Below are 13,242 nucleotides of genomic sequence, written 5' to 3' on the forward strand. Positions count from 1 at the left end.
TTCTACTGGAACTTCTGCTCCTGCAGCCGATCAACAGATACCGTCATTGTATCCGTTGGACTTGTACCTACTTGCACGGTAGCCATTTTATTCGCGATATCTACATTTTCGATCCATACAGAATTGCCATCATCCAGATGTACTGGAATCGTGTCTTTACTCTCATAGATTTGCTGTGCGCGTTGCACATCCATTCGTTATTCCTCCTCAAGTTGCGGTTACGCGTGCGATGATCTTTTACAATATACCCGATCCCTTGATGTACCATTCACCAAAAATTGCAATTCATCTATAACAGCGGAGAGAGCATACGAGCCAGCATCTCCTTGATCTTTTGCATTCTGGAACGCTGCTCGAATTCTTTGAGTATAATCTCCTTGCTGTCCTTCAAATCTTGCTCGAAATCCACATATAACCGCTCGATCGTACTTCGTTCGAATAATACGGCATTCAGTTCGAAATTACTAAATAAACTCCGCATATCCATATTCGCCGTACCTACGGATGCCAGCATATGATCCACAATTACGATCTTGGCATGCATAAACCCCTTCTGATATTGATAAAATCGTACACCCGCTTGCATCAGCTCCTCGACATAGGATAATGAAGCGAGGTTCACCAGCTTCGAATCGTTCACCCCTGGAATAATGACGCGCACATCTACTTTACTGACCGCTGCCGTTTTCAGTGCCGTAAAAATGCTCAGGTCCGGAATAAAATAGGGGGTCTGAATATAGATACGCTGCTTCCCTACAGAGATCGCTCCGAAGAACATCTCCTGAATCGCATCCCATCGGGAATCGGGACCGCTCGCGATCATCTGCACTTGTTCTGAACCCTGGCAATGATGACTTGGATAGAGTTCAGGATCGTCTAGTTCTCTATTCGATACGACAAACCAGTCGTTAATGAATGTATTCTGTAGAAAATACACGGCATCGCCTTTCAGCTGAATCTGCGTATCCCGCCAAAATCCGAGCTTCTTATCGTTGCCTAAATATTCATCGCCAATATTAATGCCGCCGACAAATCCTACTTTTCCATCGACCACTAAAATTTTACGGTGGTTCCGAAAGTTCACTTTGCGATGATACAAAGCAAATAATGGCGGTAAAAAGCTAAAAAACTCAATTCCGCTATCCCGTAACGGCTTAACGAATCTCGCATTCAACCCGTAACTCCCGAGCCCATCGACAATAATACGCACCTTCACGCCCTCACGCGCTTTCTTCAATAGCAGCTGCTGAAATCGGGTTCCAATGCGATCTCCTCGAAAAATATAAAATTCCAAATGAATATGATGCTCCGCCTTCTCCATCGCCTTGAACATGGCCTCATAGGTGGCTTCTCCGTTCGTTAAGACCTCCGTATCATTGCAGCCGCTGATCGGACTTTCCGACAAATGGGACAACAATCGGAACAATCGGCTTTCTCTGCGAAGTTCAAAGTTATTGCTCTGAAATGGACGTGTAATGATAGACGAGTTCTGCCAGATCGCCTTTTTCCTTTTGCGAAACAAATGGGTGCCTTTCTTACGAACTTTCCGCCGATTTTTATAATCTTGAGCGACGAAATAATAGACCGCGAACCCGATGACGGGAAAGCAAAACAAGATAAGCAGCCATGCCACAGCCTTCGATGGATGCCGATATTCTACAATGAGAATGGTCGCAATTTGGAAAATAAATATGATTAATGCAAGCGCCAACCATGCCATAGCTTCTCTCCCCCCTAACGAACACTGTATCTCTTAGTTTTCACATGAATATCAATTACCTATACCCTTACACCAAACTTCATAATCGCCATACGTCGATTTTTTTAGCATGTTTCCATGGACAACGGAATACAATCGCATCTATAGTAGTCTATTCTAAGAACGGTTATGCCTTCCACGTGGAAAGGAGAACCTATGAAAAAAAGATGGTTAACAAAAAAATGGTCCCTTCTTGTCATTCGAGATGCCACGCAAGGGGTCAAACAGGTCGATGTGCCCATGATGTTGCTTGTATCTGTCCCTTTGCTCACCGCGGTATCCGTCTCAAGCTATATCGTAGGGCTAAAAATGAACGCGGCTTCTCAGATTGAAGGTTTACAGCATACGATCCATGCTAATGCAACCGCATCGAAGCTGGAAGTTCAGGCGAGTGAACAGACCATTGATGAGCTGCAGAATGAAATCATTCGTCTCTCCTCTGATGCCCAATCGATGAAAGCGCGCATGGAACATATCAATACCATGGAGAGCACCCTTCAATCCCTCATCCAGAAGTATGCCAAAACCGATCAACCCAAAGAGACGATCGTCACCTCACTCCCCTGGGATGCGATGGAGGATATCGGAGGCGATTACTTCCCGGTGGACCAAGATGAGATTATGCGTCTTGCACAAGAGACAACCCAGGAGTATGACCAGATGGAAGCCATCCTGGATGTCATGAGACAGAATGTATCCAACACCGTGCAGCACGTAAAGGATGTGTTCCAGAATACGCCCACGGGATGGCCTACTTCATCCAGACGTCTGACCTCCAGCTTCGGCTATCGTCGTGATCCCATGACGAGGCGTGCTGCTTTTCATGCCGGAGTTGACATCGCAGGATCCGTAGGAGACCCGGTATTTGCTGCTGCAGATGGGAAAGTGATCACGACAGGATCCGATGGTTCGCGTGGAAAGTACATTGTCATTGAGCATTCGAAGGGGTACCAAACCTGGTACATGCATCTGCACCGCATTGATGTCCGCGAGGACGAGCGAATTGTGAAGGGCGAACGAATAGGTCGACTTGGAAATACGGGGCGCAGTACGGGTCCGCACCTTCATTTTCAAATTGTGAAAGAAGACCAACCGATTGATCCATTGCCTTTTATTATGCCAACGGAGGAGGAATGACTTATGCTGGGACGCAACAAAAAGCTTCGTCAAATCGATACGTTGATCGGTCAAGGGACGACCATTGAGGGTCAGATTAAATGTCAAAGCTCTTTACGTATTGACGGGAAATTTCAAGGCGAAATTGAAGCCACTGGGAATGTTGTGATTGGCGAGCACGGCATTGCAGAATCGAACATTCATGCAAGAGAAGTCATTATAGCAGGCAAGGTGCTTGGCGATGTGACGACCAAGGGGCATCTGATGATTATGAGCAGCGGGCAGCTGCACGGGAATTACACAGGGCCCTCCATTATCATTCATGAGGGTGCGGTCTTCAATGGCGAGAGCAGAATCGAAAAGATAGAACCTCTGTCCATGATGCAAGAGTCTGAATCCTCCACATCCCATAAGAATAACAAGCAGGCAGGTTAGCTGCTCCTCTAAAAACGCTGAATCCTTCTTCGGACACCATCCACCAACCACAGCAGCAATGGAATCAATAATCCGATTACGAGCATATAGAGTGACAAAATTATTCTGAGCCAGCTCATAACTGGGGTAGGGCAGTGCAGATACATAGTTCAGACCTAGCACGAGCATGCAGGCTAAGGTCACCAATAACAACAGGATGCTCCCTATGAGATTGCCCACCCATAGAGCTGGGAAAGACCTCTCTGGACGTTCGATTTCAGCGGGACAGATTATTAACAAAAATAGATTGGGTAATCCGGTAAACCCGACAAATAGAAGCATGGACCTGAACAATGAAATGCCGTTCTTTAAATAACAGGATGCTAAACATCGAACGACAAAAAAAACCGCCCCTCATTAGAGGAGCGGTCTGTTCTTTGTAATTAGTCATGATGAATCGACTGGAAACGAACTTTACAGCGGCTGCCAAAACCAAAAATGCGCCTCATCGATATTCATGGATGCGGGACTTTACTTCGCGGAAGAAGGTTCTGGCATAGCAATGGCCATGAACTGTTCTTGCATGGGGGACAGAGAATAGCATGATTCACAGCAACCGAGTGGCACCCCAACGCGGTAATATCCTGTAGTAAAAACAATGCGTCTCAGATGTGTTGGCTGTGTCGTATTGCATGCCAAACAATAGATGAATTCCGTATGGATTGCTCTCAATTTACTCAACCTCCATTGAAGCCGAATTGAACCTAGCACGATGTATGTAAATGTAATAATGTTACAATATGTATCATCATCTACGTTACACCATTTCTCGTAAATTGTCAATTTTAACTATACATATGTATATGTGCTTAATCTTTAAAAATGACAAATTTCCTCGATAAAGCTCGCTTCTACGAATCTTTCACCCATGACGTAAGAGCTTCGCGCCAATCGCGGAGGGGAGCTAATCCAATTCGCTTCAATGCTGTCGACGCAAGAACAAGGTGTGACGGCTGTCTAGCATACCTCGACGGCTCCGCTCGAAAATCATCCTTGCTATGTTCCATGTATACAGGTCTAGCGATCTGAGATTCGATCGCTTGCATAAAATCAGTTTTCGACCCATATCCGCTATTCGTCATATGATAGAGTCCGTAATGGGTTGTCTCCATCAGCATCATCATGTAAGAGACTAGATCCGGGATATAGGTGGGACATGCTATCGTATCATATTGAAGATTCCATAAAGATGACGGCGAAGCGGATGAATATCGGTCGATCTCGATCTCCACGGCATCGGCTCCGAACAACCATGCTGTGCGAATAATGAAATGCTCCTCATGAATGGCTTGAATAAACCGTTCACCGGCTAATTTAGAGGCTCCATAGACATTCACCGGCAAAGCGTAATCCATCTCCTTATAGGGTTGTTCTGATGTCCCCTGAAAGACCTGATCCGTACTGAGATGAACAAGCTTCGCGCCAATGGTCTTTGCAGCAAGCGCCATATGACGAGCTCCATAAGCATTCACACGATAGGCTTCCTCTGGCTCCACTTCCGCCCTATCCACATCCGTGAAAGCCGCTGTATGAATGATGATGTGCGGCTGATGGGCGAGACAAGCCTCTATCACTTGAGACTCGTCTTTGATATCCACGTCTTTCTTATGGCATGCAATGACATGGTAATCCAGCGACGACAGCATCTCACAGCATACCTTGCCTAGGTGGCCGTCAGCGCCTGTAATCAGTACTTTTGGAGACTGAGTTGCCATGCCTTCATCCCTCCGCATCAAGAGATAATTGCGCCTTAGCTAGCACGGGATGCTTCTGATCTTTATCAGACAAATGCGGATGTTCTGTTGGCCATGGAATCGACAATGCCGGATCATTCCACAAGATCCCGCGATCATGGGCAGACGCATAGAATTGATCCACTTTATAGCTGACTTCGGTATTCGGAACAATCGTACAGAATCCATGGGCAAATCCTTGCGGTACCAAGAGCTGACGCTTATTCTCGGCGCTTAAGATGACGCCGTACCATTGACCAAATGTGCTCGATTCCGGTCGAATATCCACGGCCACATCGTAAATCGCTCCGACCAATACGCGCACCAGCTTCGTCTGCGCTTTTGGAGCAAGCTGGTAATGGAGCCCGCGAAGCGTCCCCGCCTGTTCGGACAAGGAATGATTATCTTGTACGAAGTTCATGTGAATGCCTGCCGCAGCGAATTTCTCGGCATGATAACTTTCCATAAAGAATCCTCTGGCATCACCGAATACGTCTGGTTCAACCAATACGACGCCGTCTAAAGGTGTTGAAATTACACGCACATGTACACATCCTTTTTCCGAAATCTATGAAATCACCTGAAATGAATGCTCTCTATTGTTATATGCGGACGCGGTATGATTTGATAACTCATGCAAGAAAACGACTTTCCCGCATAATCCTTGGCGCATCAAGTCAAAGGCTTCCTCATAACGGTCCAACGTAAAGGTATGCGTTATTAACCCTTCCAGGTTCAACACGTTTCGCGCCAGAAGCCCCTTCATTTGATACCATGTTTCATACATCTTGCGCCCGGTAATCCCTTCGACACGAATCCCTTTAAAAATAATCTGCCCCATATCTAATGCAACATCTGCTGTTGGTATGCCCAGTAAAGATACGCGTGCAGCATGTGCAGCCCCTTCGAACCCTTCACGCATCGCCTCAGGATGTCCCGACATTTCTAATACGACTTCTGCGCCTTCCCCATTTGTATGCTCAAGAATGGCTTGAGAGAGCTTCTTCTTCGTGCTATCGATCAGTACGTCGGCCCCCATCTGATGCGCCATATCCAAACGGTAAGGATTAATATCGGCAGCGATAATTCGGCCCGCACCGCAAGCTTTCGCAACAGCAATGGACATGAGCCCAATTAAACCCGCTCCGATGATCACTACAGATTTACCCACAATGTCGCCTGACAATACCGTCTGTACCGCATTGCCTAACGGATCTTGCAAACATGCTAACGAAAAGGGCATATCCGGATCGTTAAGGATGATATTGCTCGCCTTCACAACGGCATATTCTGCAAAGCATCCCGGTGCTGTAATCCCAAAGCTGCGCGTGTTCAAGCAGACATGTGCATTCCCTGTGCGACAGGGTTTGCAATGCCCGCATACCATATGGCCTTCGGCAGACACATGATCGCCAAGGCGTACATTTGCCACCCGACTGCCGATCTCCTCGACAATCCCCGCAAACTCATGTCCGAACACGTTCCCCGTAACCACCGACTTTTCCGCCCATGCATCCCAGTTATAAATATGTACGTCCGTTCCGCAGATGGAACTCGCTTTGACGCGTACCAATACTTCATCTGGACCAATTGTCGGTACAGGTACTTCCTTAAGCACTGCACCTGGTCCTCTATTTTCTTTGACTAAGCCGATCATGGTTTTTTCCATGGGTTTCTCCACCTTTGGTTGTAAATTCACGAATTCACATGAACTAGCGTGATATCATTTTCAACTGAAATAGCTTTCTCGGTTATAAATAATTCCTCATATTGATGAACTATGGTGTCCCATGAGAAATGCAGGTTAATCCGTTCCTTCGCGGCATTCCCATAGGATTCGACCTCTTCAATGGTAAGTTGATCCGCTGCATCCAATAGCGAAGATAAAGAACCCTCTACTCTTGTAAAATAGATGGCACTCTCCTCCGCAACCTCACGATTAAAGATCACATCATACAGTAGATTGAGCTTCGTAGAAGCCAACGCTTCCAACAGAGATGGATTGGTACCTCCCACCTCATGTCCATGCAAATATCCGTAAGCCTGCTCTCTGATTTTTTTAAGGAGTTGTTGATTGTATACCGTTCCAACAAATTGAATCCTGGGGTCTTGATCGAACCTCGTCTTCTCGAGAAGTTCTTGATAGAATGCATTTTTCTCAATACCTGTAATAATAATGAGTTGCTTCCTCGTCGTGGATTTCATAAATTCTTTGATAATGAGCTCATAATTATTTTCCGGAACAAAACGCCCGATCATTAAGTAATATTGATGACTTTGAATTTCAAACTGACTTTTCCAGTTTACAAAAATGTCCTGATGATCTTCAAGACTCGATTTCTTCAAATCAGCTCCATAGGCAATATAGGTCGTCTTTGGCGTATATTTCGCATAATCATGCTGAATATATTGTTCTATCCCTTTGGAATCGCAGACTAGTAAGTCCGCATGTTTGACCATAAGACGCTCTGATAATTTCCAATACCTCTTAATAAGTGCATTCCATTTACCTCTTTTCCATTCATGACCGTCCGGATTTACAAATACTTGAACACCCATTTTAGCTAATATTCTTTTGTAGAAATAAAAAAAAGGCCCAATTCGACAGGCCAGAATGTAGACAATGCTATGTTCTATTCGATTCTTTCGGATATACGCAATACAAGACCGTAAACTTAGTACATCATATAAAACAGCTCTTGCACTACCCATCTGAGGTACTTTCACTTGAAAACATCTCGCTTCATGATGCCTAAACTCACCCGTCTGATCTGAAAGACATGAGACATGATATTGTATATCTTCCGTTGATCTACGTTGCGTCAATTGATCTACAAAAGTCTCAAAACCGCCGTACTTCGCCGGAATTCCCTTCGAACCAATGATAAACACATGTCTCGTCATATTCATATCCCTCAACTTAAGCTTTGAAATTAGTGAACTGATTGTTAGCTTGTGTCACCATAATACTTGTTGTTGCGGTGTCCACCTGTACCGCCTGACTCTTTCCATATTGAGCGCGACCAACGTTCCCTTGAATATTTATATAAGAGCTGTCTTTTATTTGAATTGCGCATATACCAGGGAAAAATATATTATTATTCGAAATATTCCCAATGAAATAGGGGCTCTTCTCCAAATAAACACCAACGGATTGGATATCTTCGCCTGACTTCCATGTCAGATTATTTCCGTTAATGACGCCTGAGATGATATTAGAAAGGTAAACCCCATATTTCAGTGCCCAAGCAACATTATTATTCGTAACAATCAAATTGCTGCCATTCTTACAAATCACGGCACTATCCTGCGCTTCAAACAAATGATTTCCCTCGATAATGACCCAGTTAAAATTGTTAATATAAATATTAGATTGCTCGACGCCGGTATGCCCAAAGAAAAAGGTATTTCCCTTACAAATCAGTCCGTCCAATCCTTCGGCATAAATATGATACATATTACCAAACGCACCTGCATATCCCGCTCTAGACTCATACATGTTATTCGAGAAATGGACATCCCCCACAACAAAAGATCCGCCATCCGTGGGTTGAATGTAGTCCACATAAAGCCCATAATTACAATCTATGAGTTGGTTGTTGGAAATGATAAATCGAGAGCAATGTTGTGTTTTGTCTACTTTTTCGAAGTATACAGCTTTCAAACAATTGATGAATCGAACATTCGTGATTTTAACACCTACATACCACTTGCAGTTAATCCCATTCCGCGTTTTATCGCCTTGAATGGTTATATTCTCAATTCTTACATTACTGGTGCCGCCATTGTACCGATCGGTTGTAGTTACCTGCCCATAAAGATTAATACTCCCCTTTATCGTGCCTGTTCCTGTTACGGTAATGTTTGATGAGCTGATCGTAAAATTCGCTTTATATACTCCATCAGGAAATAAAATGCTGCCGCCCGTATTCTTTATACTATTTATTGCTTGTTGTATCGCATTCGAATCATCCGTCACGCCATTGCCTTTAGCTCCGAAATCTTTTACATTAATATCTGGCATCTTTATCACTCCCCTTCAACTATCATCTCCGTTTCTCTAGTAATATATTGATCAAATCTTTTATTGGATACGGATAGTTTACCGGGACCTTATAACTAAATTAATGCATGACCCCTAGAGTTAAGTGATCCTTGTAAAGCTTTGAATTCTTCATAGAACAATAAAAATCGGTCATGACCTTCGCATGTTGATCCATCGTGAAATGAATGTCCATCGTACAAATGTTACGGTTTAATTGGCTTAAGTATTCTCGATCCTCCATAACTATTAACAGTTTATCGATAAGGTCATGGGAATTAGGCTGAAATAACATGCCATTCTGTCCATCTTGAATTAAATCTGTAAATCCGACATAGTCAGATACTAAGCTTGGAACCCCGTGCGCTAACGCCTCTAATCCAATAAAGCCAAACGTTTCTTTCCATAAGCTAGGTATGATTAATAAATCCGTTTCATTGAATATTTCTTCTAGTTGCTCATAACCATATCTCCCTTTGTAAGAATATCGGCTCTGATCTTCTTTGGTTTGCTCTACATAACCTCCGCCATATACCTTTAAATGCCAAAGGTGATTCGTTGTTTGCGATATATGATCCAAACATTCTTTCAATAAAAAAAAACCTTTATACGTATCAACCGGTCCTAGGTAGGTTAATCGTAAAGGCATATCTTTTGTATGAAACTCCCTTATTTTCCTTTGATCCACGATATCTCGATGCGATATAGAAATGACTTCTCCTTTCACATCCAAATACTGCGAATATATCATTTTTGATACCGTACTATTAAAATGAAAATAGTCAACACATCTCATCATATCTATATAATAAGAACGCAACATGCCGTATTCTCGTGCCAATTTAGGGTTAACAGGTACAATCGTTGTCTTAGGCACAACCTTTTTCTTCATTTCTTTGTCTGTTATTGTCTTTTTCATACGCGCACGTAACGCCTTAATTAGGTTACTATTCTTCCATTTACGATAGTATTTCGTTTGCATCAGAAACAGGGTCATCGAACGGTAGCTTTGACGATTACAATCGATACATTTAGCACCATCTCCATAATCATTGCAAAATCCACCTTCGCTATCGAGCAAACTCACTTTCGGACATATTCCAAAATAGTCATGCGTCGTAAAAACAATAGGAATTTGCATGCTTTTCGCAGCTTCCAAAAAAGAACGATGAATCCCCATAAATGTGTGGAGATGAACGCGATCTGGATTAATTTCTTGAAGAAATGTAACATAATGATCCATGTGGGATGTCTTCATAAACTTCTTAGGCTTTCGAATTCCCCCCATCAGGGACACTGGAAGAGGATTCACAATCTCATATACCTGGATGCCCTGCTCCACTCTATCTTTACGAATATAGCTTCTAGACCCAGGCTGGTGATGTCCAGGATACAGCAAAACAACTTCATTCATTTGTTCAATCTGCGTTAGCATGAGATCCATACAATATTTAGTCAGACCGCCAGTACGATAAGGGGGCAAGCCCAGTGAAACATGTAAGATTTTCATTTCAGTTCAACATTCCTACCTCTCGTGGATAACATATCTGTATAGCCGTGCGTTCTTTTAAGAAAAACAAGCCCGTAAATTAATATAAAAAAGGTATAGATACAAATGCTGTAATACTGATTAGGATTAAAATTAACAACAATAAGATTACCTATCGCCAAAGAAATCGGCAACCATCGCTCTTCCTTGTATATCTTTAAACACCAAACAAATAAAGAAATATAAATAACGATAAAAAACAGGATACTAATCAAACCTTGTTCCACCATAATATTCATAAATTGCGAGTGAAGAGCAATATCATTCACGCCAAAATTAGACTGCATAAAGGGAATATATTGCCCAGCACCAATTCCAAACCAGATATGCTCTTTAAATAACTCGAATGCTGTATTAAATTGGGTAAAACGATGCGATTCCGTATCCCCTCGACTCACCACTAATACTTGATAAATGTCATGATAGAACAGACGGTAGGCAATCAATACTGCAAATACACTGCAAATCCCTACCAGAATTCTTTTTATCCAGTGATTATAATCCTGTATCTTTGAGAAAAGAATATATACTAGCAGCTGAGCAATAATAGACATATATCCAATTCTGGTGAACGTTAAGATCACAAATATCACATTGGATAATAGAATGAACAATGAAACATAACTTCTTCTCTTCAAATGATAATACAGTAATACAGAAAACAGAATCGCTCCCAGATTACCCGCACCGTTACTAGCACCTACAAAGCCGAATACCCGTTTGGTTATCGTAACGCCTTCATAGTAATCTATAGTATCCTGGGCGCTGAATGGTAGAAACGACTTATTAAAAATATATTGCATAACACCTAATAATGAATTGGCTAATGCATAGACTGAGATAATCATAAAAAAGGTTGTCGCATTAAAATTCATGAATGACAAACAATAGAACATAACTGCTAACAATGCCACATTTATAAATACATTCAGATGATAGGTGTATAAACTTGTATCATAGATATTTAACACATACCCTTGCAAGAATAAAATTAAAATGATTCCTGCCAACAACAATAATAATAAAAGGAGTTTATTTTTAAACGCTTGATCAACCGATATGACAGCCATTTTATTTTTTAACATCAAATGTGTAATTAAAGAAAAATTTATTATAAACAAGACAACAACGGGTAGGTCTACATAAATGTTTTGATAACCAATGTTAAATCGAATACCGCTAATAATACTTAGAATAAGAAAACCTAATATAGCGTAATGTACATAGTTTCCCTTAAATCCATTCACAATAAAAAGAAATCCCGCTAATAATACAGGGACGCATAGAATCAATATAATTAAGTACATAAAGTCATGCCCTCTTAGACATTATTTTCTGATCAATGATTTGCATAATTTGTAGCGCCTGAAATTCTCTAGAATATTGCAATCGATCTGAAAAATCATATTCGTGCGCCATGATTCGGTGTAATCCATTAGCGATATCTATAGCATCATGCCTGCAGCATTCGCCGTATTTCTGATGAATAAGCGTGTATAATTCTGGATCTTCGGTTACAGCTAATATAGGTTTACAAGCCCCAATATATTCGAAAGTTTTACCTGGAATGGCATATTCGCTTCCTTTCTTATGGGTGAGAATAACTGCGATATCTGTCTCTTTCAGATAAGAAGCCGCCACCGTATGAGCAACACTTCCAATGACACGAATGTTCACTCCAGCATCTCTGATATCCACACTTTTCAGTTCATCCTGCGCTTGTTGGTCTAACACGCCTACGATATTAAATGTAATGCAAACCCCGGTATGCTGATAAAATAGTAAAAGACCTTCAATGAAGGCACCTATACTTCTTCCTTTATAGATCGAACCGATATGACTCACAATCATATGTTTTTTCTTTGTATCCATGCTTTGATATGTACAATTCCGAAATATTTGTTCATCATACCCGTTCTTAATCAAATGGATATTCCGGTTCGTATTTTGTTGTTCATAATGCTGATAGATTCCTCGCGTGACTGCCACGATCTCATCTGCTAATCTGGAAATCATGTGCTCAGCCCTTCTGAACGCAAACTTCGGATTTCCTTCACCAATGTTGTGGTTAATAATATCTCGAATTTCAATGATTTTGGGGATATGTGGTGCAATACGATGTATGTAATCCATGACAAATAAACCGTAAATGTCCGGTACGGTAACAAAAACAGCATGTATATCCTCCGTTCTTAATAACCGATTCATTTGTGTAAATAAGTCTGGATTCAATCGCTTAAACGTAAAGCCGCTGTATTTGTAATTTCTCCATATCGATATTACCCATTTCGTGCGGAGAATCTGCTCGAACCACCCTCTTCTTGAATCTAAACCCAATTTCGTCCCCGCCTGAATAGACTGTGTAAATCGGCTGTCTGGCGTTTTATATTTATAATTTTCCGTCGCATATTGACTAGGTGCTGAACCGTATTTTATATCATTGAATGTATAGACCGTATAATTCTCTGCAATGTACTTCATAAGCCCTGAATATCGAATGGATGCTGCTACCGGTTGACCTTCAATATAGTCTGTCACAACAATTATTTTCGGCTTCATCAGATTTCTC

The 13,242-nt window shown here is 42.0% G+C and carries 12 protein-coding genes; 2 read left to right on the top strand and 10 right to left on the bottom strand.

Translation table 11 applies throughout. The annotated features are described in order from the left end of the window. Positions 1–2: 2 nt before the first annotated feature. Together BVG16_RS25460 and cls are read right to left on the bottom strand one after the other, a co-directional pair. A complete protein-coding gene (locus tag BVG16_RS25460) occupies positions 3–194 on the bottom strand; it encodes an H-type small acid-soluble spore protein (protein ID WP_078502012.1) in 192 nt (63 codons plus the stop codon). A gap of 95 nt (positions 195–289) precedes the next feature. Further along, on the bottom strand, positions 290–1,720 hold the full coding sequence (gene cls, locus BVG16_RS25465) for a cardiolipin synthase (protein WP_078502013.1): 1,431 nt from the start codon (positions 1,718–1,720) through the stop codon (positions 290–292). A gap of 195 nt (positions 1,721–1,915) precedes the next feature. Here cls and BVG16_RS25470 point away from each other — a divergent pair, with 195 nt between their 5' ends. Next, positions 1,916–2,896 carry a M23 family metallopeptidase gene (locus BVG16_RS25470; RefSeq protein ID WP_233147169.1) on the top strand — a complete coding sequence of 327 codons (981 nt, stop codon included), beginning with the start codon at positions 1,916–1,918 and terminating at the stop codon, positions 2,894–2,896. 3 nt (positions 2,897–2,899) lie between these two features. Then, positions 2,900–3,310 carry a bactofilin family protein gene (locus tag BVG16_RS25475; RefSeq protein ID WP_078502015.1) on the top strand — a complete coding sequence of 137 codons (411 nt, stop codon included), beginning with the start codon at positions 2,900–2,902 and terminating at the stop codon, positions 3,308–3,310. A gap of 890 nt (positions 3,311–4,200) precedes the next feature. On the opposite strand, the gene rfbD is transcribed toward BVG16_RS25475, so the two are convergent. The 8 genes from rfbD to BVG16_RS25515 form a co-directional block, all read right to left on the bottom strand. Continuing rightward, a complete protein-coding gene (gene rfbD / locus BVG16_RS25480; RefSeq protein ID WP_158081790.1) occupies positions 4,201–5,064 on the bottom strand; it encodes a dTDP-4-dehydrorhamnose reductase in 864 nt (287 codons plus the stop codon). Positions 5,065–5,068: 4 nt separating this feature from the next. Continuing rightward, positions 5,069–5,626 carry a dTDP-4-dehydrorhamnose 3,5-epimerase gene (gene rfbC / locus BVG16_RS25485; protein ID WP_078502017.1) on the bottom strand — a complete coding sequence of 186 codons (558 nt, stop codon included), beginning with the start codon at positions 5,624–5,626 and terminating at the stop codon, positions 5,069–5,071. Between the two features lie 24 nt (positions 5,627–5,650). Next, positions 5,651–6,751 carry an L-threonine 3-dehydrogenase gene (tdh, locus tag BVG16_RS25490; RefSeq protein ID WP_078502018.1) on the bottom strand — a complete coding sequence of 367 codons (1,101 nt, stop codon included), beginning with the start codon at positions 6,749–6,751 and terminating at the stop codon, positions 5,651–5,653. Between the two features lie 26 nt (positions 6,752–6,777). Further along, positions 6,778–7,986 (bottom strand): beta 1-4 rhamnosyltransferase Cps2T, encoded by a 1,209-nt coding sequence (cps2T, locus tag BVG16_RS25495; RefSeq protein WP_078502019.1) that lies wholly within the window; start codon positions 7,984–7,986, stop codon positions 6,778–6,780. Positions 7,987–8,002: 16 nt separating this feature from the next. Continuing rightward, positions 8,003–9,106 (bottom strand): right-handed parallel beta-helix repeat-containing protein, encoded by a 1,104-nt coding sequence (locus BVG16_RS25500; RefSeq protein WP_078502020.1) that lies wholly within the window; start codon positions 9,104–9,106, stop codon positions 8,003–8,005. Positions 9,107–9,206: 100 nt separating this feature from the next. Next, the gene (locus BVG16_RS25505) at positions 9,207–10,634 is read right to left on the bottom strand and encodes a glycosyltransferase (RefSeq protein WP_078502021.1); all 1,428 of its coding nucleotides are present in this window, start codon (positions 10,632–10,634) and stop codon (positions 9,207–9,209) included. After that, positions 10,631–11,980 (bottom strand): O-antigen ligase family protein, encoded by a 1,350-nt coding sequence (locus tag BVG16_RS25510; RefSeq protein WP_078502022.1) that lies wholly within the window; start codon positions 11,978–11,980, stop codon positions 10,631–10,633. Before BVG16_RS25510 ends, BVG16_RS25505 begins: the two co-directional genes overlap by 4 nt. Positions 11,981–11,984: 4 nt before the next feature. Beyond that, on the bottom strand, positions 11,985–13,232 hold the full coding sequence (locus tag BVG16_RS25515) for a glycosyltransferase family protein (protein ID WP_078502023.1): 1,248 nt from the start codon (positions 13,230–13,232) through the stop codon (positions 11,985–11,987). Between the last annotated feature and the right edge of the window lie 10 nt (positions 13,233–13,242).

Origin of the sequence: Paenibacillus selenitireducens, from assembly GCF_002021565.1 — a bacterium.
In the GTDB taxonomy this organism is placed as follows: Bacteria; Bacillota; Bacilli; order Paenibacillales; family Paenibacillaceae; genus Paenibacillus_K; species Paenibacillus_K selenitireducens.